The organism is Patiriisocius sp. Uisw_017 (assembly GCF_047731265.1).
Taxonomy (GTDB): domain Bacteria; phylum Bacteroidota; class Bacteroidia; order Flavobacteriales; family Flavobacteriaceae; genus Patiriisocius.
The window spans coordinates 2,358,238-2,379,588 of sequence record NZ_CP159835.1; the positions used below are offsets into that span (position 1 = coordinate 2,358,238).

The window sequence follows — 21,351 nt, forward strand, 5'->3', positions numbered from 1 at the left end:
TAAATAAAGAATACTAGTATGGAAGACAAGAAAATCGCAATTTTAGGATGTGGAAATTTGGGGATATCGATATTAAATGGATTGTTAACAATGCCAAACATAAAGGCGAGTAATATTACCGTAACAAAGAGGAATATAGATACACTAGAGCATTATAAAAGTAAGGGAGTACAAATCTCTAATGATAATAATGAGGCAGTAAAATCCTCTCAAATTATAATAATAGCCCTTAAACCGTATAATATTTTAGAAGTACTAGATGAAATTAAAGGCAGCTTAAATAAGGATACCCACATTCTTATTTCATTGGCAACAGGTGTTTTATTAAAAGATATTCAAAAAGCGGTAGTAATTCCAGTTCCAGTATTTAGAGCGATGCCTAATACAGCAGCAGATGTTTCTACAGCAATGACCTGTATTTGTTCTAATACAGGAGATAGGGAAAAGATACTTTTAGTACATCAATGTTTTGACTCGATAGGTCAAACCTTATTTATTAATGAAGGATTAATGGATGCTGCTACGGTACTAGGAGCCTGTGGTATTGCCTTTGTTTTGCGTTTTATGAGGGCTATGGTTCAGGGGGGCATTCAGATTGGTTTTGATTCTACTACGGCAAATACCATCGTCAATCAAACGGTACTTGGCGCAGCACAATTACTCAGCCAGCGTAACCAACATCCAGAATTTGAAATAGATAAAGTAACGACCCCAAAAGGATGTACCATTACAGGTTTAAACGAGATGGAACACAATGGTTTTAGCTCTGCTTTAATCAAAGGTATTGTAACTTCTTATGAGGCTATAGAAAAATAAACAATACAATTGCAAACTCCTGCTATCTATTTGTAATTTTACAAGCTTAATGGAAAATAAAAAAACCGTAGTAGTTGGTCTCAGTGGAGGCGTGGATTCGAGCGTTGCAGCCTATCTTTTAAAGCAGCAGGGTTATAACGTTATTGGGCTATTTATGAAAAATTGGCACGATGATACGGTAACCATTTCAGAAGAGTGTCCTTGGTTAGAAGATAGTAATGACGCTATGCTCGTAGCGCAAAAATTAGGTATTCCTTTTCAGACTATAGATTTAAGTCAAGAATACAAAGAACGTATTGTGGACTATATGTTTAGAGAATATAAGCAGGGAAGAACTCCAAATCCAGATGTACTTTGTAACCGTGAAATTAAATTTGATGTCTTTCTTAAAATTGCTTTAAATCTGGGTGCAGATTACGTAGCAACGGGACATTATTGCCGTACTTTGACTGCGATCAATAAAAATGGAGATTCAATACATCACTTATTAGTAGGAAAAGATCCAAACAAGGATCAAAGTTATTTCTTATGCCAATTATCGCAGGAGCAATTATCCAAAACATTATTTCCAATTGGAGAACTTCTAAAACCAGAAGTTCGAAAAATAGCCGCTGCACAACATTTAGTAACTGCAGAAAAACGCGATTCGCAGGGACTTTGTTTTATCGGAAAAGTACGTTTACCGGAATTTTTGCAACAACAATTAGCGCCCAAAAAAGGAGTGATTGTGGAAGTGCCTTCAGATTCTGAAAAATATAAAGTTGAAAAAATTTCTTTTGATTCTGAGCTACAACAATTAAAAAAGGTGTCTGCTAAAACCAAATATTTCACCACTGACGGCGCAATCGTAGGAGAACACAACGGAGCGCATTATTTTACAAATGGACAACGTAAGGGATTAGCTGTTGGTGGGACTAAAGAAGCTTTGTTTGTAATTGCTACAGATGTAAAAGAGAATGTAATTTATACGGGACAAGGAAAAAATCATCCGGGATTATATCGCAGCGGACTCTTTATTGAAAACGAAGAAATACATTGGATCAGGCAAGACTTATCACTAAAGGATACTGAAACTTTGGAGGTGATGGCGCGTATTAGATATCGTCAACCATTAGAAGAGGCTACCTTACATAAAACCGTAAATGGGCTATACGTTATTTTCAAGAATCCACAATCTGCAATTACTGAAGGTCAATTCGCAGCTTGGTATGATGGAGATGAGTGTTTGGGTAGTGGTGTTATTTCTTAGTCAAAAATTGTTAGTCTGCCATTTCCTTTTTACCTTGTAACTGAAAAAGAAAAAAAACACTATTATGAAAAAATTACTCATCTTGTTCGGGCTATTAATAGTGGGAACAATAACTGCGCAAGAGGACGCACTCGTGTTCTTCGCAGATAAAGAGAATGTGGCAGACGCGTTGACAAATCCAATTACAATTTTAACGCAAGAATCCTTAGACCGAAAACAATTACATAGCACTCCAATAGACGAAAGAGACGTTCCTGTAAACGAAGATTACATTGCGGTAATAAAAAATACAAACGGAATTACAGTGTATTCAAAATCTAAATGGATGAATTCTGTTTATGTAAGAGGTTCAGAAAGCAATATTAATTCTCTGCTGGACTTAGCTTTTGTAACCGAAGTAGAATATATGGACAAAAATCTAAATTTTACAGGAGGTAATGGGGGAGACTCCGATGATAAATTTATAATCGAGAATGAGTCTTCCAGAATAAACTACGATTATGGAGCGGCAGCAAATCAGGTAGAAATGATTGATGTGGACTTTTTGCACCAACAAGATTATAATGGCGAAGGAATGGTTGTCGCTGTCTTAGATAGTGGTTTTCCAACAATTTTATCGAATCCCGCATTTGATCATATAAACGATGAAGGCAGAGTCATAGATACCTATGATTTTGTAACCCGTCAAGTGAGCCCAGACGGTTCTGGATCTCATGGTTTAAGAACCTCTAGTGATATTGCTGGACTTGATGATGGTAATTTTGTAGGAACAGCGCCAGGAGCTTCTTTTATCTATTATGTTACTGAAGAAGGAGGCGCAGAGAATCCAGTAGAAGAAGCATATTGGTTAGAAGCATTAGAGCGAGCAGATAGCTTAGGAGTAGATGTGGTAAATACCTCTTTAGGATATCAAGACTTTGATAATTCTAACTATGATTATGAGTATGCCGATTTAGATGGCGAAACTACAATTGGTGCAAGAGCCGGTAATCTAGCCTTTGATAAGGGGATGCTATTAGTAACCTCTGGCGGAAATGATGGCAATGATGGTTTTGGTTTTGTAGCATCCCCAGGAGATTCAAAAGGTGTTTTTACGGTAGGTGCGGTAGATGCAGATGAAAATTATGTAAGCTTTAGTTCTTTTGGACCAACGGTAGATGGTCGTGTAAAACCAGACGTGATGGCTCAAGGCGCTGTCGCTGCGGTAATTGACGAAAGCGGAAATGTAGATTTTAATAATGGAACTTCGTTTAGTTCTCCTATTATTGCTGGTGCGGTTGCAAGTTTATGGCAATCTAGGCCTGCAGCTACAAACGTACAGATTATGCAAATAGTTCGAGAATCTGCTCATTTATTTGACACTCCAACGAACGAAATGGGTTACGGAATCCCAAACTTTCAAGATGCTTACAATGCTTTACAGCTATTAGCGTTTGAAGATGTTTTAGCAGCGACACAATTTGGTATGTATCCTAATCCCGCTGAAAATTTCGTCAATTTTTCTATGCCGCAAAATATTAGTTCTGCAACAGTATCGTTGTATACTTTGAGTGGACAGCAGCTCAATACAAAAGTACTTTCGAACGTAGATTCTCAGTTAGATATTTCATCATTGGCCACGGGAATGTATTTGGTAACAGTAGTGTCAGAAAACAATTCTAATTCATTTAAAATCATCAAAAAGTAGTGGCGAATACAATTAAGCAGCTTTTTAATATTGAATACCCACTCATTCAAGCAGGAATGATTTGGAATAGTGGTTGGCGACTTGCTAGTGCTGTTAGTAATGCCGGCGGTCTAGGGCTTTTAGGAGCTGGAAGTATGTACCCAGAAATTTTATTAGAGCACATTCAAAAATGTAAAAAGGCAACTGATAAACCTTTTGGAGTTAATGTCCCGATGTTATATCCAGACATGGAGGAAATTATAAATATAATCATCGATAAAGGTGTTAAAATTGTTTTTACGTCCGCAGGGAATCCTAAAACACACACGGCGCGCTTAAAAGAAGAGGGTATTACTGTGGTACACGTTGTGAGTAGTGTGAAATTTGCACTAAAAGCGCAGGAAGCAGGAGTTGATGCTGTGGTTGCTGAAGGCTTTGAGGCAGGGGGTCATAATGGCCGTGATGAAACCACTACGTTTACCCTAATTCCAATGATCAAAGAGCAATTGTCTATTCCAGTAATCGCTGCAGGAGGAATTGCAACAGGACGCGGAATGTTAGCAGCAATGGTTCTAGGAGCGGACGGAGTACAAGTGGGAAGTAGGTTTGTAGCAAGTGAAGAAAGCAGCGCACACTTAGCGTTTAAAAAAATGGTAGTTGCTGCTAAAGAGGGAGATACCTTATTAACCTTAAAAGAGCTAGCACCAGTTCGCTTATTAAAGAATAAGTTCTTTGACGAAGTGATGGAGCTGTATTCAAAGAATCCTACTAAAGAAGATCTTATAAAATTACTAGGACGCGCGCGTGCAAAGCGCGGAATGTTTGAAGGAGATCTTGAAGATGGGGAACTAGAAATTGGACAAATTGCAGGACTTATTCATAGCATAAAACCTGCTGCGGAAATCGTAGCAGAAATAATACGCGATTATGAAGCAGCAAAGGTTTCATTTTTTGAAAGCTAATTGCAAAAATAATAGCCGTGTTAGTTAAATCTTGATCTTTTAAGATTGCTGAAAATGGTGCTGTATTTTCTTCTGAGCAGGCGGTATTTTGAAAATTTGTTTCCGAAATTCTATCGGTATCTTCAACAAGAAAAATAGCTTTTTCATTTGTGATAAAAAGGCTTAATAGTGGGTAAAATTAGTCAACAAAGGCTTCTTTAGTTAAGAACCAATTAAATTAGGTTATTATTCTAGAAAGCAGTTCTTCTGTGTTTTTTTGACCAATACTCAAGTTTTAGGCTGTGTGCTTGAGTGATGAGGTATCTGCTATACGCAATGGCATTAGCTTCTGTTAAATAGAAACCTGTTTCGTTTATATATCCATTAATATTATCCGGTTCAAAACCATCAAAACATGCTTCCATAATTGGGTCAAATAATAAAATCTGACGAATGTCTAACCAAATTTTCATTTTCAAAACCTTCTTATACATTGCCTACTACAATTGCAGGGAAATCTCCTTGTTCTTTTCGAAAATTCCCTGTCTTACTACCTATAACTAAGCGATAATTGTCTTTTCTTGTGCTATTAGGTTCGCCATAAGTTCTGGAGATGCATCAAATGCATCTAGGTCTTTTACTTGAGCATTGGTTTTATAATCATTGGGTAACTCATCAAGCCGACAATCAAAGACACTTTAAGTTTGATTTATGTGTATATTAAAATACTTTTCGGGAAGGATCTTCTTGAAAAGAAAATTACTATCGTCTTCATTTCAATAATTAGTATCTTCGCTTAAAACGTTTATATGCCCTTAAATAATAATGATATTTTCAAAAAACTGCGTGTAGCTCATAAATTGAGGGATGACGATATTGTAAAGATCTTAGAACTTGTTGATTTTAAAGTAAGTAAAAGCGAGTTAGGTGCTTTTTTTAGAAATGAAGAACACCCTAAATATATGGAGTGTGGAGACCAAATTCTGCGTAATTTTTTGAACGGACTTATCGTTCATCTTAGAGGGCCTATGCCAAAAAAGGAACCACAGAAACCTAAAAGTCCCGTTAAAAAATAATATCTATTTCAAAGCAAAAACGGTTAGTACATTCGATGCACATTTAGTATTTTTACAATTCGAGATATAGATTTTTTACTAATTTAATTTTACCCGTCTGCACGGGCAATGAATATGAATTTACACGAATATCAAGGAAAAGAAGTTTTAAACAGTTTTGGAGTAACAATCCAACGTGGTATTGTTGCACAAACTCCTGATGAGGCAGTTGCTGCAGCTAAAAAGTTGACTGAAGATACAGGAACAGGATGGCACGTTATCAAAGCACAAGTTCACGCAGGTGGTCGTGGAAAAGGTGGTGGAGTAAAACTTGCTAAGAATCTTGATGAGGTAAGAACAATAGCAGGCCAAATTATAGGAATGAATCTTATTACTCCTCAAACAAGCGCTGAGGGTAAGAAAGTACACCAAGTGCTAGTCGCAGAGGATGTATATTATCCAGGTGACAGCGAACCAGAAGAATATTACATAAGTGTTCTTTTAAACCGTACTACTGGTAGAAATATGATTATGTATTCTACAGAAGGTGGAATGGATATTGAAACGGTTGCTGAAGAAACACCGCATCTTATTTTCCACGAGGAAATAGATCCTGCAACGGGGTTATTGCCATTCCAGGCTAGAAAAGTAGCATTTAATTTAGGATTGAGCGGTACCGCGTTCAAGGGAATGACAAAATTTGTTACTGCACTTGTAAAGGCCTATGAATCTAGCGATTCGTCAATGTTCGAAATTAATCCAGTTTTGAAAACTAGCGACGATAAAATTATTGCCGTTGATGCAAAAGTGAGTATTGATGATAATGCGCTTTTTCGTCATAAAGATTATGAAGCAATGCGAGATTTAAGAGAAGAAAACCCTGTTGAAGTTGAAGCAAGGGCTGTAGGACTAAACTATGTTGACCTTGAGGGAAATGTAGGATGTATGGTAAATGGAGCAGGACTTGCAATGGCAACGATGGATTTAATCAAACAGGCAGGTGGTGAACCTGCAAATTTCTTAGATGTTGGAGGTACAGCGGATGCAGAAAGAGTAGAAGCAGCCTTTAATTTAATATTAAAAGACCCTGCTGTTAAAGCAATTTTAGTGAATATTTTTGGTGGTATTGTTCGATGTGATCGTGTTGCACAAGGTATTGTAGATGCCTACAAAAATATGGGTACGATTAATGTTCCTATTATTGTGCGCTTACAAGGGACCAATGCAGATATAGCGAAAGAACTAATAGATAATAGTGGTCTTGATGTACAGAGCGCTATAGAGTTTCAAGAAGCGGCAGATAAAGTACAAGCAGTGCTTGCATAAAAACATAAAAATAGTCTGTATAAAAAAGCCTCAACATTATGTTTGAGGCTTTTTTTAGTATATTTAGAATATGAACAGCGATAGTAAGGCTCTTATTAGTGATTTGATACAAATTGCAAAGGCAGACGGAAAAGTAACCGCAAGCGAATATGATTTTATAGTTAGCTTGGCTTTAAAAATGGATGTTACGGAAGAAGAAGTAAAGATCCTTTTTGAAAACCCGCTACCCTCTAAGAAACTTCTTAGTGAATTAGAACGCATCACTCATTTTTATAAATTGATACTTACAATGAATATCGATAACGAAACTCATAAAAAAGAGTTGGTAGCCGTCCGTAATTTTGGTTTAAAAATGGGAGTTAGGCAAGGCGTTGTTGATCAAATGCTTGTTAAGATGAATGAATATGAAAACAAGATCATTCCGAGTAATGAGATTTTGAAGATTTTTAATACGTATTATAATTGATAAAAACATATTAATACTTAAATCTGAACACTTTTCAATCGCCTTTTTAGATATGATGCGGTTTTGTTTGATTGGTATAAAAGCTAAATTTTTGCCAAGATATATTTTAATTTTAATATAGATTTGTATCTTTAGAGGACGAAACTCATACTTTGAAACAAGTGTTTTCTACAAAGTGCGTTTTAGTTTGATTACTTAAGAGTGATGTTTACTAAATAATAATGATATTTGCAAAGTGAATTAGAGTTAGTGAGATTCTTTAATTTATTTTCAAGGTTGCATAAATGCAAAGACTGGGAAATTTCATAATTGAAATTTAATTTGGTTAGTTAGTTGAAAGATCACACGTTACCTAGTCGACGTGTGGTTATTTTTTTACATTAATTTTGTCTTCCTCTACGCCGTCTTCCAGTCGTATTTTCTTCTTTATTAGTTTCTCTTTTTTCTCGATTTCTTTCTCTTTTTTCAGCTATGGTAGTTGCTTCCTTCTTGCTATTTACAAACGTACTATTATCAGAATCAGAGACGGCCTCTTGTAGTCCTTGTAATTCTATTTCGGTTAAATCACGCCATTTTCCGTAGGGCAAATCGCCTAGTTCAATATTCATAATACGCGTTCGCTTCAGTTCTAAAACCTCGTACCCAAGATATTCACACATTCTACGAATTTGTCTGTTAAGCCCTTGGATTAAAACAATCTTAAAAACAAAACGACTCACTCTTTCGACATGGCATTTCTTTGTGGTAGTTTCCAATTCTGCCAAGGGGATGCCGTTACTCATCTTTCTTAAAAATTCATCGGTAATGTGTCGGTCTGTTTTGACAATATATTGTTTTTCGTGTTTGTTGCCAGCTCGTAAGATCTTATTTACAATATCACCGTCATTGGTCATTAACAACAAACCTTCACTTGGTTTGTCCAATCGCCCCACGTGAAAAACACGTTCTTTATGATCTAAAAAATCAACCACATTTCCTGCTACACGTTTATCTGTAGTACAGGTTATTCCTACGGGCTTGTTTAATATAATGTAGACCAAGTTGTTGTTTTCTGTAATAACGGTTCCATCCACCTCTATAACGTCGTCTGGCATAGCGCGATCTCCTAAGCTTACAGGTTCTCCGTTAAGGGTAACCCTTTGTTGCTCAATGAGAATGTCTGCTTGTCGTCGTGAGCAATAACCACTATCGCTTATTGCTTTGTTTAATCGTGTAGAATTTGGATGATGTACCATACCACAAAGATACTGTTTGATTGGGAAAGGATATAGATGATTCAAAGAGAATGCTGCTCTTCAAGTTTACGGTTGTACAGCTTAATTCCTCCTTTGTCTAATTATAAGATAGCCAACTATACTTGCAAAAACTACAACTTTAGACACTATAGAATCCTTACTTAGTGTTCATCTAACCGATGATTAATTCATAGTTTTCTCAATACGTTATTCAAAAATTATAGAATTAAAAAGAAACAAAAAAACCAAAGCCAAGAGTGACAACGCTTCTGTTCCTTAAAACATTTTTTCTTGACTACCTCCTGCGTACTATTTTTTATCCACACTATGCTTACCTGGACCAAGCAATACAATTGCAATAAACGCAAAAAGGTATAGAAGTGCTTTTTCTTTTGTTCCCATTGGATCTGTACCGTGAACAATAAATGCAGCAACGCCCATTGTTATGATAATAGGAATGCTAGCAAACCTTGTCTTATAGCCTATAATAACAAGGAGTGGACAAATAGCTTCGGCTATTACAGTAAGTATGAAAGAAGGGACTGCACCAATCCCAATGGGGTCACCAAATCCTAAATTACCTTCTACAAGCTTCATTAGTTTGGGTATTCCATGGGTAAGCATCATTCCGCTAAATGCTATTCTTAAAAAAAGTAATCCTATATGGTATGCTGAGGTCATCGTGCTATTTTTAATAATCATTAAAAGTAATGAAAGAATTTCAATTATAAAATATCCAATGTTAACAAAGATTCTTTTGTATTGAAACAAAATACAGGAAGTAACATACACTTTACATTCAGTTAAAATCAATCTAATTTTTTTAAAAAATTGCTCAATTTTATTCACATTTTCATAATACAGGTTTTATTTAAAAAGGAGGCGTCTATCATAGTTTTGTGTAAACTATTCAAAGTAAAAATTCATGAAAAAAATTACATTTATGGCGGCTTTTTTTATATCCGCTTTTTCGATCGCCCAAACCATAACGGTTGCGAGCACAAATTTTGAACGAAATACGGTTGTTGAAATCGTTTCACAACTAGAAATTACCGAAGTATTCCCCGGTCAAGGTGGAGCAGATTTAACCGCAGATTGGTTTGAAATCAAAAATAATGGAACCGTTGCCTGGGTTTCTGGAACCGATGGTGATTTATTTTACGATGATGATAGTGCAGACCCTACTGCCGCAGATCCAATAACGGGTTTAACGAATATTGCGCCTGGAGCTACTGCGATTGTTTTAGTAACTAATGATATGGCAGAGGTTACAACATTTACAACTATTTGGGGAGCAGTAATAGATTTAACTGGGGTTGAAATTGGAATGACAGATGGCTCAGGATTAGGAGGGGGAGGTGATGCTGTGACACTTTGGATTGGCGATCCCAATACTACAATGCCAGTAAATATCGGAGCATATCCCGATACAGATGCTAATGATGGACAATCGTATGATGTTTCATTGGCAGCATTTAGTGTAGTGGGAAACACAAATGGTGCAGTACAAACTATCGCTACAGCTGGTGCTTCGGGAACAGTTCCCAATATTGGTTCTCCTGGAGATGGAATGGCGGTTGTAAACATCAATCCGGTAGTAAATATGATTAACCCGTTTTTTGGCGTTTCAGAAGATGGTGGTGAGGTAACTGTTGGTATCTCGATTTCAGAGAGTTCTGCTGTTACAGCATCTATTGATATAACAATGCTTGCTGTTGGAACCGCTGTTGAAGGTCAAGACTTTAACTATGCAACTACAAATACGGTGATTTTTCCAGCCAATGATGGTACGGAAAAAACATTCCCAATTCCTATCATAGATAATATGAATGACAATAGTGATGTTTTTTTTGTAGTACAATTAAGCAACCCAGTAAACGTAGAAATAGGAACAAACGACTTGTTTTCAGTGTATATTTTAGATGATGATACGGTGATTCCTGCAGGTGACGCAACTCAGTTGGACGTAAATTATTTAAATAGTTATTTAGTGGATGGTGATGGTACTGCGGAAATTGTAGCCTATGACCCAGAAAACCAACAACTTTTTGTAGTAAATGCTGCCATTATAAATGTATTGGATTTTAGTGATCCTGCAAACATAACCGAACTTGATTTTGCAGATGTTTCTGATGTTGGTGCATCGGCGCAAAGTGTTGCAGTTAATAACGGAATTGTAGCTATTGCAATTTCAAACAACGATGAAACTGGAAACGGTTTTATTGCATTTAGTGATACTTTAGGAAATGAAACTCCAGTAGTTGTTGAAGTAGGGGTATTGCCAGATATGATAACCTTTACACCTGATGGCACAAAATTATTAGTAGCTAATGAAGGACAGCCTAATACAGATTATAGTATAGATCCAGAAGGTAGTGTTGCAATTATTGACGTAACTGGTGGATTAGCAGATATAAATCAAAGTGACGTAACCATTGTTAACTTCAATGCCTTTGATGGACAAGAAGCTATGCTTAATGCTAATGGCATTAGAGTATACGGCCCAGGATCAACAGCGTCTCAAGATTTTGAACCAGAATATATTGCAGTTTCAGGGGACTCACAAACGGCGTATGTTTGCTTACAAGAAAATAATGCATATGCAATTATTGACATCGCTAATGCTCAAGTAACCGATGTGATTTCTTTCGGATTAAAAGACCATGCGCTTCAGCAAAACTCTATTGACGTTAGCGATGAAACCGATTTTGTGTTTAATGCAAACTGGCCAATTAAAGGAATGTATATGCCTGATGCTATTTCTTTGTATAATGTAAATGGAACGGATTATATCGTTACCGCAAACGAAGGCGATTCAAGAGAATATGATGCTTTTGATGAAGAGGTGAAAATTGATGATGTTGACTATATATTAGATCCAGCTGTTTTTAGTGATATTGCTATTTTAGAACTAGATACAAACCTTTCACAAATAAATATTTCTGCTGCTTCTGGTGATGCAGATGGTGATGGTTTGTATGAGGAAATTCATGTTTTTGGAGGTCGTTCTTTTAGTATTTTTGAAGCAGCAACAGGAACCTTAGTTTATGACAGTGCGAATGATTTTGAAGTCATTACAGCTGCAGATCCAGTATATGGTGCAATCTTTAACGCAAGCAATAGTAACAACAACCCTAAAAACCGAAGCGATAATAAAGGCCCAGAACCAGAAGGGGTTCTAGTAAAGGAAATTGCAGATCAGTTTTATGCCTTTGTGTTATTGGAAAGAATTGGTGGTGTAATGGTATATAATATAACAGATCCTGTTAATCCGGTCTTCTTACAATATTTAAACAGTAGGGAGGTTACTCCGGGAGGTGACGAAATGGGAGATTTAGGTCCTGAAGGATTGGCTTATGTAAGTGAAACGAAAAGTCCTACAGGAACGGCTTATATTGTTGTAGCTAACGAAGTAAGCGCTACTTTAAGCGTATATTCTTTAGACAATGTAGTTTTGGGTATAAATGAAAACACAGGTGCAGATACGAGCTTTAAATTATTTCCAAATCCAGCAAATGGAATGGTGTTTTTAAATATTCCTGGTAATTATAAAGTGTTTTCAATGTTAGGTCGAGAAGTTATCAATGCAGAAAACGCTGCGTCGATAAATATCTCAGGTTTAATAACTGGAACCTACATCGTAAAAAATGAAAATGGAACTGCTCAAAAGTTACTTGTAAAATAAGTATTTAGTTCTAACCAAAATAAATAACCTGCACGCTCAATATATATTTAATTGAGCATGCAGGTTTTATTTTTAGGCTTAATTTTTTATTTTACAAAGCATATTTGATGTATTCTTATCCACAACTTTGAGAAAATAAACTCGAACAGCTTCAGGTAACTGTACCGTTAGATTATTTATGTTTTGATACCTAATGCTTTCTATTTTTTGACCAAGAGCGTTGCACACATAAATAGTACCATTGGTAATATTAGTGCTTGTTTTAATTTTTTAATTGAACTAAGCTCGTTGTTGGATTTTGATATGCGATGATAGCAACTTCTGTCAAAACATTATTTATAGCTAATAACGAATCATCAAAAATACGAACACCATCACCGCCATTTCTAGCTGAACTTATTGATGCTCCAAAAGCCATCTCAGATCTATCGTTATTAATTGCCGCAGTATCTCTGGCTTAATTACTTGCTTGTTGATCGTTTATAGCACTACTCAATTGTACCCATTGCGATCCATTTAATTGATGCACTTTAGCGGAAACCTATAGCGAACCATTTTGAGAATTTTGCACAGCACCCACCACAAGTCTATTGCCTTGTTCTGAAATTACAACAGACCCTGCATATTGAGTTCCAGCGTCACCATCTAAAGGTGTTTCAGATAACTCCCAGGTTGCGCCGTTGTAGTTATAATCATAAGCTCTATTAGTATCTTCGACGCCTGTATCGCAGTTTGTAGTACCCAAGATAATACGAGAATCATCACCAGAAATAGCTGGCATTTCACCATAGGCACCTGTATCTGCTTCACTATTTATCGTGTTTCCTCTTTTATCCCAACAGAATATTTTCAATAGTCCAATCAATTTTATTTACTACTGTAAATCAAGTATTTCCGTTAAATTAAAAAAGAGTAGCACTTTTGTCTCTTAGCGCATTTGAACTACCACTAATGGATGTTATGGCTAAACGATTTCCTAAGCCAGAAAGTGCTATAGCGCGACCATTAGCGTCAAATTGTTCTAGTCCTAAAATGTCATTTCCTAGTTGTAGCCATTGCCTTAAAGTAACAGTTTTAGTGCATAAAAATAAAAGTGCAGACATAATAAAATAGTTTTGTGTGATTTTTTTCATTTTTCTATATCTTAAATTTTAAGCAGTTTCATAATTAAGTTGAGGTTAAAACATAGGGCATCTCTCGTATTTTGTGATTATTTATAAATATCTTATTTTTTTTAAGTAAAAATTTGCCTGTAAGATTTCTCTTAAAACAGTATTTTTGTAGCCGAAATTAATAGTAAATGATAAAAATTAAAGCTTGGATTTCTGCAGCAAGATTGCGCACCTTACCCCTTTCAATTTCTGGAATTGTAGTAGCCGCAGCAGTTGCAAAAGATGCAGGAATGTTTAGCCTAAGTGTTTTTATTTTTGCCTTGTTGACTACTTTGGGGTTTCAGATCTTATCAAATTTCGCTAATGATTATGGTGATGGGGTTAAAGGAACAGATAATGCAGATAGAGTTGGACCCAAACGAGCATTACAAAGTGGTTTGTTAACCGAAAAAGAATTAAAACGTGGTATGATTGTTACGACTGCAATCACTCTATTATTAGCAAGTATGCTAATCTTTGCAGCGTTTGGCAATGAAAGCTTATTGCTTTCTTTTATCTTTTTTAATTTGGGTATTGCCGCAGTCGTTGCCGCTATAAAATATACAGTTGGTAAAAGTGCTTATGGATATCGTGCCTTAGGAGATGTGTTTGTTTTTATTTTTTTTGGATTGGTGGGTGTCGTGGGCTGTTACTTTTTGTTTACTCAAACCTTTAGTCATTATGTTTTTCTTCCTGCGATATCTATTGGGTTAATGAGTACAGCAGTCTTAAATTTAAACAATATGCGGGATCGACTTTCAGATGCTAAAGTAAATAAGAACACGCTGGCTGTTGTATTAGGAGGAAGCAAAGTTAAAATGTATCACGCTTTTTTGATTATTACATCCTTTTTAACAGCACTATGGTATGTTTATTTAACTGCGGAAAAAGGATTGGAGTATCTTCCTTTAATAGCGTTTATTCCTTTGTTTATAAATCTTGTGGTTGTCTATAAAAACCAATCTCCTCCTTTGTTAGATCCTGAATTAAAGAAAGTAGCTCTTAGTACATTTTTATTTTCAATACTATTATTCGGGATGCAATTATTATAATAATTCTTGATCTGCAGATTTAGCTGCATCCATTGTAGAAGCATTTTTTTGCTCTCTTATTTCGAGTTCTCTGGTTATAAGTTTGTTCTGAATATGATACATTTCTTTAGTCATTTTTGAAATTTTTATTTGCCGAAAAATTAACAGAGCAATTAAAAAAATGGCTATTGAGAACACCAAAATTATTAAATATTTATAGCGGTTTTCTTGTTCTAAATTCTTCACTTCATTTTCCTGTGCTTTTAGTTGTAGCTTCAATTCCATTTTTTCGATTTCATTATATCTTTGAATTTTTGAAAAAGAATCTCTTACGATAACTGCTTTTTTGAGTGCGCTATTCGCCTCTTTATAATCACCTAATCTTTCATAAACTTTGTGTAATAATTGCTGAGATTGCAATAATTGATCTAAATTTTTTGAACGTTCAGCCGTTGAGTTAGCCTTTAATGCCTGAGTTATGGCAAGCTCATAGTTTCCGATTCTGAAATTTATCTTGGCCGAAATGAATAATACACTAAACTGTTTTAGGTATTGAACAGAGGGAAAGTTTTCTAATTGATCAATGTATTGCTGTGCTTCATAAAATTTATTTTGATCCAATTTTAATTCAGCCAACTGAATGTATGAACTTGGAATACTACTTCTAATTTTATTAAGCTTTGCTGTTTCAATAGATTGGTTAAAGAAGCTTTCGGCTTTCTCTAGATTATTAGATCTATAATATGTTTTGCCTAAATTATTATAGACAGTTGCCAAGGTTCCATAACTATTAGTTTCTAACAAAAATGGTATTGTTTTTTCGAAGTAATTAGAAGCTTGTTCCCATGACTCAGCAATACTATAAGTGTCTGCTAACTGAAAATAAATTTCCGGAATTTTTTCGTCAATTTGAGCTTCGGTTGCAATTTTTAATGCTTTGTCCAGATAATAGAATGAACTATCTAGATAAACCCCTCGCGCCTTAAACTCGTTTCCAATCTCAATATTGAGAATTGTTTTTTGGAGTGGATTGGCTGCAAGGAATAACTCTTTTTTTAAATTCTCGACTATTTGTGATTGTGCAGTAGCCGATGTTAAAAGAATTAAAAAGCAAATAAAAAGAACGTATTTTTTCATTAATTTACAATTGGTATTACAAACGAAACTTATTAATCAGTTATTAGTCTACAAAAAAATAAAATATATTTATGAAAATCACATTTTACGGTCAAAATTCTTTGACGATACAATTAGAAAATGCAAACATAATTGTAGACCCATTTATAACGGGTAATGACAAGGTAAAGGATAAAGTTGATATTAAAGATTTAAAGGCAGACTATATTCTACTTACACACGCGCATCAAGATCATATTTTAGATGTAGAGGAAATTGCTACAAATACTGGAGCTACCATTGTGAGCAATTATGAAATAGCAATGCATTACCAAGCAAAAGGTTTTACAGTACATCCTATGAATCACGGTGGAAAATGGAATTTTGACTTCGGAATGGTGAAATATGTAAATGCGGTTCATACAAGCTCATTTCCTGATGGAAGCAATGGTGGACAACCAGGAGGGTTTATTTTGCAAGCAGATGGAAAAACCATCTATATCGCAGGAGATACTGCACTTACTTGGGATATGAAGCTAATCCCGATGCAGTATGCATTAGACTTGGCAATTCTGCCTATTGGCGATAATTTTACTATGGGTATTGATGATGCTATCATAGCAAGTGATTTTGTGGATTGTAATAATATTTTGGGAGTACACTATGACACTTTTGGATATATTGAAATAGATCATAACGAGGCGCAATCAAAATTTAAAAATGCTGGAAAGAAATTACATTTGGTTGAGATTGGGGATTCGATAGTCTTATAATTGAACTTTCTTGACTTTAATTAGAACTAAAAGAAATTCTTCGAAACTTACCCCTTAAAATAGGAGTCTAAAAACAGTATAATTTTTGGACTCCTATTTTAAGGGGTACTTATTTATTGGTTTTAAATCAAATACGAAAATTTGTCGTTCGTGTTTAACAATGTTTTGAGCGGTTAAAAATGAGTTGAATGACACTTTAGATTTCCGTTGTAATAGTATTACCATTAATTTTGTGGTGTGAACTTTTAATCTTTATGCTATGAAAAAAAATGTCATGTATTTTGCTCTTGGACTTATTACAATAGGCATGATATCGACTCGGCTATGTTTAGTAAGGGAATTAAAAGTAATGAACTTTCGATTAAGCACTTAGCCAAAACTTTTTATTTTGTTTTATCTTTTTCTTGTAAAGCCAAATCAAAAGATTTGGCGGACTTGGTTTAAAGCTCTAAACTTTGGATTAAGCACCAAAACCCGTATTAACTATAGCCATTGTTGTAACACGTTATTCTTGTAATATTAACTTTTCAATTTTTGTATTATCCTTTCTATTTTGAACGTGTTTTGAATTTTCAAGTAAAAGAGTGTTTTTCAAAGAAGGGAAAATTTTGTTTGCTCGTTTCATCATTTTTACTCCTGGAAATATAATATCATTTTTTGCGACAATCAAAGTGATTGGAGTTTTAATAGATAGTGCTTCTTCTTTTTTAACGATAGGAATAGGGCTGAAATCCATATCAAAATATAAAAATACCTTTGATAAATAATTAAGTGCAAATTCATCTTTTTCAGAAAAGAGAGTCTCCAAGAATTTCTCAATATATTTAGTTTTTTGTGTTCTTATGTATTGTTTCATAGGAATAAATATTTTAAACAACGCAATCAATGGGTTTCCATTTACTATAAATGCAGGAGCAGATAAAAACACCTCTTTGATATTACTTTCATTCTGAATCAAAGTTTTAAGAATTATTAACCCACCGAATGAGAAACCAGCCATAGTTACATTTTTCAATTCTAATTTATTTATTAACTCGTTTATCCATAAACCATAGCTATTGTCTTTCATATTCAATCTGGTTTCTGCGCTTTTATTCGGTTGCGCTAAAACATCTATAGCAAATACTTGAAATTTTTCAGAAAGAGTAGGGTACGTCTCTAAAGCAATCGGAGCACACCCATTTGACCCGTGGACTATTATTAATGGGGGTTTTGTAGAGTCTCCAGTTATAATAATGTTGGTTTTTCCAAAATCAGTATCAATTATTCTGTATGTATACTCTATTCCTAATTCTTTTAATTTTTGATTATAAAGATTTAATATTTCATTTTTTCCAAATTCTGATTTGTATAATGATTGCATTTTGTAATTTTAGGACAAATTTACTAATAATATTTATTTAGGACAAGTTTACTAATGAGTAAAAAGAAAAAATTGATTTTAGAAGCAGCAAAAATTCTTTTTAATGAAAGAGGTTATAGTCAAGTAACTATAAGAATGATTGCTTTAGAACTGAATATGAGTTCAGGAAATCTAAACTATCATTTTAAAAAGCGAGAGGATATTTTTGAAACTTTGTATTTTGAAATGGTTTCAGAATTTGATGAGAGAATAAAAGGTTTGCCCAATACTGACGTGTCAATAGCCCAAATTAGAATCGATGTTGAGCAAAGTATGAGAAGAATGATTGATTATAAATATTTTTGGACAGATTTATATAATCTTTTAGCCGTTAGTGATATAGTAAAAAAACATTTTCAAGAAGTTTATAAACACAGGATAGATGGTTGTTTGTTTTTGTTCGAAAAAATGAAAACTCAAAATTTAATGACTAATTCTTCTTTTAAGTTTGAATATGATTTTTTGGCAGAAAGGATGATTAATTATGGGAATACTTGGCTATATTCAACTGGACTTTATTCAAGTAGTTTGGAGCAAAAATCGATAGATTACCAAGTAAATACACTTTTGAGTATGTTGTATCCATTTCTTGCTCCTAAAGGTCAAAATGAATTTAAAAATTTATTACCCGAGTTTTTTGGTTAATGTGTTACAACTTGCCAATAAAAGTAGAAGATTACGGTTGCGAATCGTACCTGAAGCTAAAAATCAAGAGATTATTAAAAGTGTTTTGACTACTGAGGAGCAGACAGCAATGAGTCCAGATGAGATTATTGCAAGACTTCAAGAAGGGAATCACAATTTTGTGACTAATAGTTTAACAAAAAGAGATCATTCTGAGCAACGACGTTTATCAACGATAGGTCAATATCCCAAGGCACTTGTCTTGTCTTGTTCAGATAGTAGGGTTCCAGTTGAAGATGTTTTCGATTTAGGAATTGGAGATATTTTTGTAGCACGTGTTGCTGGGAATATAGAAGATAGAGCCATTGTAGGGTCTATGGAGTTTGCAACCGCCCTTGCAGGATCTAAAGTAGTAATTGTGATGGGGCATACAGCTTGCGGTGCAGTTAAGCACGCCATAGAGGTCACTGACGCGGCTGCAATGGATATGAATGCCTTCGATGCTTTACTAAAAGAAATTCATCCAGTAGTAAAAGCAACACCCTCTAAAGGTGAAATCACATCAAAAAATATAGATTTTACAAATCGGGTGATTGAAAATAATGTTTTACAAATTGTGGAAGATATAAAAACAAGGTCTCCTATAATGGCGTCGCTCGTCAATGAAATTAAAATTAAAATCATAGCTGCTATTTATGATATGGAAACACGCCGCGTTAAGTTTTTGTAAAAATATAGAGTGTATTTCAAAATGATCTTCATAAATGTGGGTATCATTTTTTTTGTTCTGTTATTTTTGTATTTAATGAAAGCAGCCTTCCAAAAACATACTTTGCAATTTAAACATCCAAGCGGAACTTCCCGGGGCATTCTCAAAACCAAGGATACTTATTTCTTGATTATTGAAAGCGACGGTAAAAAAGGCATAGGAGAATGCGGCGTCTTTGCAGGGCTTAGTATAGATCCGATGCCTGCATACGAATCCAGACTGCAATGGGTGTGTGACAATGTCCATTTAGGGAAAGAACAATTGGTAGCGCAACTCGTTGAATTCCCGTCTATACAAATAGGAGTCGAGATTGCTTTTGCTTCTTTAGCATCAACAAATCCTTTTGAAATTTTTTCTTCAGAATTTTTAAGTGGTGCGCCTATTTCAATTAATGGTTTGGTTTGGATGGGTGACCAAGCTTTTATGAAAAAGCAAATAGCTGAAAAGTTGAAAAGTGGTTTCAGTTGTATAAAAATGAAAATAGGAGCCATAGATTTTACTGCTGAAATTGACTTGTTAAAATCTATAAGAAAAGAGTTTTCAGCTTCTGAAATAGAGTTAAGAGTAGACGCTAATGGAGCATTTAAACCTGAAGGCGCCTTAGAAAAATTGAAAGCACTTTCAGATTTGGACTTGCATTCCATCGAGCAACCCATAAAACAAGGGCAGTGGGAGCAGATGGCTTCACTTTGTGAACACACTCCTTTAGACATTGCCTTGGATGAAGAATTAATTGGTGTTTTTTCAGCTGAAAAACAAGAACAACTTTTAGAAACAATCCGTCCTCAATATATTATTTTAAAACCTACACTTATAGGAGGTTTTGCCGCAAGTGATGCTTGGATCAAAACTTCGGAAGAAAAAAATATTGCTTGGTGGATCACTTCTGCACTAGAAAGTAATGTAGGATTAAACGCCATTTCGCAGTATACTTTTATAAAAAATAGTAAATTGCTACAAGGATTAGGAACAGGCAATTTGTATACAAATAATATTGAATCACCCCTAGAAGTTATTAATGGTACACTGCGATATAACCCTAATAATACTTGGAATTTTAATTGGTAAAATACGATGAATTACATACAACAAGCATACAAAGGTAAAATAGACTCTTGGATGTTTATACTAACATTTATACTCGTTGCGGGTATTTTTATTTTCAACCTTATTTTCTTTCTATTTTTTGGAGATACCATTGAAGTGGCAGAAGAACAGCGCAAGTTGTTAGAAATGATTCCGAGCAAAAACTTTTGGCTTGCGGTTAATTTACTACCCTTCGCTTTTTTACTGGGGCTCTTATTTTTTTTAGTAAAATTAATGCACCAGCGCAGTTTAGTATCCCTTACAACTTCTCGAAAAAAAATAGATTGGAGTAGGGCATTTTTTTCATTTGCACTTATTTTTATTATTACGATAGGCACGTTTGGAGTTTCTTATTATGTAGATCCTTCAGAAGTAGTGTGGCAATTTGATCCTTTAAGATTTTCAATATTACTAATTATAAGCCTGTTGCTTTTCCCATTACAAATTGGTTTAGAAGAGTATTTGTTTAGAGGATATATGATGCAGCATTTAGGTGTTATTGTAAAAAATAGATGGCTTCCTTTAATAGTAACTTCCGTCTTATTTGGTGTTTTCCATAGTGCCAATCCAGAAGTTGCAGAAATGGGTCTTATTGTAATGATTTTTTATATAGGCACGGGTTTGTTATTAGGAATAATGACCTTAATGGATGAGGGTCTTGAATTAGCATTAGGTTTTCATTTTGGGAATAATTTATTAGCGGCAATATTAGTTACCTCAGACTGGTCTGCATTGCAAACAGATGCGCTCTTTAAGTTTACGGCAGAAGAAGCAACTAACAGTGTGGGCGATATTATTCTCCCAGTATTAATTTTGTATCCAATCATTCTTCTCATTTTGGCAAAAAAGTATAAATGGGAAAACTGGAAAGAAAAATTAACAGGTACAATAATAGCGCCAATAACCGTGACTCCAGAAGAGGAAGAAGGTTTGCTGGAATTAGATTAAAACAATAATTAA

22 protein-coding genes are annotated in these 21,351 nt (G+C 34.8%); 14 read left to right on the forward strand and 8 right to left on the reverse strand.

Going from position 1 to position 21,351, the window contains the following annotated elements; genetic code table 11:
• Positions 1 to 18: 18 nt before the first annotated feature.
• The 4 genes from proC (at position 19) to ABXT67_RS10795 (ending at position 4,693) form a co-directional block, all read left to right on the forward strand.
• Positions 19 to 816, forward strand: a complete 798-nt coding sequence (gene proC / locus ABXT67_RS10780) for a pyrroline-5-carboxylate reductase (protein WP_415374001.1) — start codon at positions 19 to 21, stop codon at positions 814 to 816.
• A gap of 49 nt (positions 817 to 865) precedes the next feature.
• On the forward strand, positions 866 to 2,065 hold the full coding sequence (mnmA, locus tag ABXT67_RS10785) for a tRNA 2-thiouridine(34) synthase MnmA (RefSeq protein WP_415374002.1): 1,200 nt from the start codon (positions 866 to 868) through the stop codon (positions 2,063 to 2,065).
• Between the two features lie 64 nt (positions 2,066 to 2,129).
• The gene (locus ABXT67_RS10790) at positions 2,130 to 3,752 is read left to right on the forward strand and encodes a S8 family peptidase (RefSeq protein ID WP_415374003.1); all 1,623 of its coding nucleotides are present in this window, start codon (positions 2,130 to 2,132) and stop codon (positions 3,750 to 3,752) included.
• Positions 3,752 to 4,693 (forward strand): NAD(P)H-dependent flavin oxidoreductase, encoded by a 942-nt coding sequence (locus ABXT67_RS10795; RefSeq protein ID WP_415374004.1) that lies wholly within the window; start codon positions 3,752 to 3,754, stop codon positions 4,691 to 4,693. The genes ABXT67_RS10790 and ABXT67_RS10795 overlap by 1 nt, the downstream gene beginning before the upstream one ends.
• A gap of 230 nt (positions 4,694 to 4,923) precedes the next feature.
• Here ABXT67_RS10795 and ABXT67_RS10800 read toward each other — a convergent pair whose 3' ends face one another.
• Positions 4,924 to 5,145, reverse strand: a complete 222-nt coding sequence (locus ABXT67_RS10800) for an endo alpha-1,4 polygalactosaminidase (protein ID WP_415374005.1) — start codon at positions 5,143 to 5,145, stop codon at positions 4,924 to 4,926.
• 336 nt (positions 5,146 to 5,481) lie between these two features.
• On the opposite strand from ABXT67_RS10800, the gene ABXT67_RS10805 reads away from it, so the two are divergent.
• From ABXT67_RS10805 to ABXT67_RS10815, 3 genes are all read left to right on the forward strand, one after another.
• On the forward strand, positions 5,482 to 5,748 hold the full coding sequence (locus ABXT67_RS10805; protein ID WP_415374006.1) for a DUF1456 family protein: 267 nt from the start codon (positions 5,482 to 5,484) through the stop codon (positions 5,746 to 5,748).
• A 114-nt stretch (positions 5,749 to 5,862) separates the two neighbouring features.
• Positions 5,863 to 7,053, forward strand: coding sequence for an ADP-forming succinate--CoA ligase subunit beta (gene sucC, locus ABXT67_RS10810; RefSeq protein ID WP_415374007.1), 1,191 nt, complete (start codon positions 5,863 to 5,865; stop codon positions 7,051 to 7,053).
• A gap of 70 nt (positions 7,054 to 7,123) precedes the next feature.
• Positions 7,124 to 7,519, forward strand: coding sequence for a hypothetical protein (locus ABXT67_RS10815; RefSeq protein ID WP_415374008.1), 396 nt, complete (start codon positions 7,124 to 7,126; stop codon positions 7,517 to 7,519).
• A gap of 380 nt (positions 7,520 to 7,899) precedes the next feature.
• Here ABXT67_RS10815 and rluF read toward each other — a convergent pair whose 3' ends face one another.
• Positions 7,900 to 8,754: a 23S rRNA pseudouridine(2604) synthase RluF gene (gene rluF, locus ABXT67_RS10820; RefSeq protein WP_415374009.1), complete on the reverse strand. Its 855-nt coding sequence runs from the start codon at positions 8,752 to 8,754 to the stop codon at positions 7,900 to 7,902.
• A gap of 309 nt (positions 8,755 to 9,063) precedes the next feature.
• On the reverse strand, positions 9,064 to 9,435 hold the full coding sequence (locus ABXT67_RS10825; RefSeq protein WP_415374010.1) for a DoxX family protein: 372 nt from the start codon (positions 9,433 to 9,435) through the stop codon (positions 9,064 to 9,066).
• A 244-nt stretch (positions 9,436 to 9,679) separates the two neighbouring features.
• On the opposite strand from ABXT67_RS10825, the gene ABXT67_RS10830 reads away from it, so the two are divergent.
• Complete coding sequence (locus tag ABXT67_RS10830; protein WP_415374011.1) at positions 9,680 to 12,439, forward strand: choice-of-anchor I family protein; 2,760 nt, start codon at positions 9,680 to 9,682, stop codon at positions 12,437 to 12,439.
• A gap of 262 nt (positions 12,440 to 12,701) precedes the next feature.
• Here the strand turns inward: ABXT67_RS10830 and ABXT67_RS10835 are convergent, their stop codons facing one another.
• From ABXT67_RS10835 to ABXT67_RS10845, 3 genes are all read right to left on the reverse strand, one after another.
• A complete protein-coding gene (locus tag ABXT67_RS10835; RefSeq protein WP_415374012.1) occupies positions 12,702 to 12,857 on the reverse strand; it encodes a hypothetical protein in 156 nt (51 codons plus the stop codon).
• Positions 12,858 to 12,980: 123 nt separating this feature from the next.
• Complete coding sequence (locus ABXT67_RS10840) at positions 12,981 to 13,292, reverse strand: hypothetical protein (protein ID WP_415374013.1); 312 nt, start codon at positions 13,290 to 13,292, stop codon at positions 12,981 to 12,983.
• 49 nt (positions 13,293 to 13,341) lie between these two features.
• Positions 13,342 to 13,572, reverse strand: a complete 231-nt coding sequence (locus ABXT67_RS10845; RefSeq protein WP_415374014.1) for a hypothetical protein — start codon at positions 13,570 to 13,572, stop codon at positions 13,342 to 13,344.
• Positions 13,573 to 13,739: 167 nt separating this feature from the next.
• Between ABXT67_RS10845 and menA the strand changes: the two genes are divergently transcribed.
• A complete protein-coding gene (gene menA, locus ABXT67_RS10850) occupies positions 13,740 to 14,642 on the forward strand; it encodes a 1,4-dihydroxy-2-naphthoate octaprenyltransferase (protein WP_415374015.1) in 903 nt (300 codons plus the stop codon).
• On the opposite strand, the gene ABXT67_RS10855 is transcribed toward menA, so the two are convergent.
• Complete coding sequence (locus tag ABXT67_RS10855) at positions 14,637 to 15,758, reverse strand: tetratricopeptide repeat protein (RefSeq protein WP_415374016.1); 1,122 nt, start codon at positions 15,756 to 15,758, stop codon at positions 14,637 to 14,639. The two genes, menA and ABXT67_RS10855, sit on opposite strands and share 6 nt — an antisense overlap.
• 71 nt (positions 15,759 to 15,829) lie before the next feature.
• On the opposite strand from ABXT67_RS10855, the gene ABXT67_RS10860 reads away from it, so the two are divergent.
• Complete coding sequence (locus tag ABXT67_RS10860) at positions 15,830 to 16,510, forward strand: metal-dependent hydrolase (protein ID WP_415374017.1); 681 nt, start codon at positions 15,830 to 15,832, stop codon at positions 16,508 to 16,510.
• 505 nt (positions 16,511 to 17,015) lie between these two features.
• Here ABXT67_RS10860 and ABXT67_RS10865 read toward each other — a convergent pair.
• A complete protein-coding gene (locus ABXT67_RS10865; RefSeq protein WP_415374018.1) occupies positions 17,016 to 17,873 on the reverse strand; it encodes an alpha/beta fold hydrolase in 858 nt (285 codons plus the stop codon).
• Positions 17,874 to 17,927: 54 nt separating this feature from the next.
• On the opposite strand from ABXT67_RS10865, the gene ABXT67_RS10870 reads away from it, so the two are divergent.
• The 4 genes from ABXT67_RS10870 to ABXT67_RS10885 all read left to right on the forward strand — a co-directional run bounded on the left by ABXT67_RS10870 (position 17,928) and on the right by ABXT67_RS10885 (position 21,339).
• Entirely contained in the window at positions 17,928 to 18,557 is a 630-nt protein-coding gene (locus ABXT67_RS10870) for a TetR/AcrR family transcriptional regulator (protein ID WP_415374019.1), read from the forward strand.
• Positions 18,520 to 19,266: a carbonic anhydrase family protein gene (locus ABXT67_RS10875; protein ID WP_415374020.1), complete on the forward strand. Its 747-nt coding sequence runs from the start codon at positions 18,520 to 18,522 to the stop codon at positions 19,264 to 19,266. Before ABXT67_RS10870 ends, ABXT67_RS10875 begins: the two co-directional genes overlap by 38 nt.
• 75 nt (positions 19,267 to 19,341) lie before the next feature.
• Positions 19,342 to 20,373, forward strand: a complete 1,032-nt coding sequence (locus ABXT67_RS10880; RefSeq protein ID WP_415374021.1) for an o-succinylbenzoate synthase — start codon at positions 19,342 to 19,344, stop codon at positions 20,371 to 20,373.
• A 6-nt stretch (positions 20,374 to 20,379) separates the two neighbouring features.
• The gene (locus ABXT67_RS10885) at positions 20,380 to 21,339 is read left to right on the forward strand and encodes a lysostaphin resistance A-like protein (protein WP_415374022.1); all 960 of its coding nucleotides are present in this window, start codon (positions 20,380 to 20,382) and stop codon (positions 21,337 to 21,339) included.
• Positions 21,340 to 21,351: the final 12 nt, after the last annotated feature.

Coding starts and splice junctions, on each gene's coding strand:
- rluF (WP_415374009.1), bottom strand. CDS start 8,754: ATGGTACATCATCCAAATTCTACACGATTAAACAAAGCAATAAGCGAT.
- ABXT67_RS10835 (WP_415374012.1), bottom strand. CDS start 12,857: ATGGCTTTTGGAGCATCAATAAGTTCAGCTAGAAATGGCGGTGATGGT.
- ABXT67_RS10805 (WP_415374006.1), top strand. CDS start 5,482: ATGCCCTTAAATAATAATGATATTTTCAAAAAACTGCGTGTAGCTCAT.
- ABXT67_RS10815 (WP_415374008.1), top strand. CDS start 7,124: ATGAACAGCGATAGTAAGGCTCTTATTAGTGATTTGATACAAATTGCA.
- ABXT67_RS10830 (WP_415374011.1), top strand. CDS start 9,680: ATGAAAAAAATTACATTTATGGCGGCTTTTTTTATATCCGCTTTTTCG.
- ABXT67_RS10885 (WP_415374022.1), top strand. CDS start 20,380: ATGAATTACATACAACAAGCATACAAAGGTAAAATAGACTCTTGGATG.
- ABXT67_RS10845 (WP_415374014.1), bottom strand. CDS start 13,572: ATGAAAAAAATCACACAAAACTATTTTATTATGTCTGCACTTTTATTT.
- ABXT67_RS10855 (WP_415374016.1), bottom strand. CDS start 15,758: ATGAAAAAATACGTTCTTTTTATTTGCTTTTTAATTCTTTTAACATCG.
- ABXT67_RS10790 (WP_415374003.1), top strand. CDS start 2,130: ATGAAAAAATTACTCATCTTGTTCGGGCTATTAATAGTGGGAACAATA.
- proC (WP_415374001.1), top strand. CDS start 19: ATGGAAGACAAGAAAATCGCAATTTTAGGATGTGGAAATTTGGGGATA.
- ABXT67_RS10800 (WP_415374005.1), bottom strand. CDS start 5,145: ATGAAAATTTGGTTAGACATTCGTCAGATTTTATTATTTGACCCAATT.
- ABXT67_RS10875 (WP_415374020.1), top strand. CDS start 18,520: ATGAATTTAAAAATTTATTACCCGAGTTTTTTGGTTAATGTGTTACAA.
- menA (WP_415374015.1), top strand. CDS start 13,740: ATGATAAAAATTAAAGCTTGGATTTCTGCAGCAAGATTGCGCACCTTA.
- ABXT67_RS10860 (WP_415374017.1), top strand. CDS start 15,830: ATGAAAATCACATTTTACGGTCAAAATTCTTTGACGATACAATTAGAA.
- ABXT67_RS10825 (WP_415374010.1), bottom strand. CDS start 9,435: ATGACCTCAGCATACCATATAGGATTACTTTTTTTAAGAATAGCATTT.
- ABXT67_RS10865 (WP_415374018.1), bottom strand. CDS start 17,873: ATGCAATCATTATACAAATCAGAATTTGGAAAAAATGAAATATTAAAT.
- sucC (WP_415374007.1), top strand. CDS start 5,863: ATGAATTTACACGAATATCAAGGAAAAGAAGTTTTAAACAGTTTTGGA.
- ABXT67_RS10870 (WP_415374019.1), top strand. CDS start 17,928: ATGAGTAAAAAGAAAAAATTGATTTTAGAAGCAGCAAAAATTCTTTTT.
- ABXT67_RS10880 (WP_415374021.1), top strand. CDS start 19,342: ATGAAAGCAGCCTTCCAAAAACATACTTTGCAATTTAAACATCCAAGC.
- mnmA (WP_415374002.1), top strand. CDS start 866: ATGGAAAATAAAAAAACCGTAGTAGTTGGTCTCAGTGGAGGCGTGGAT.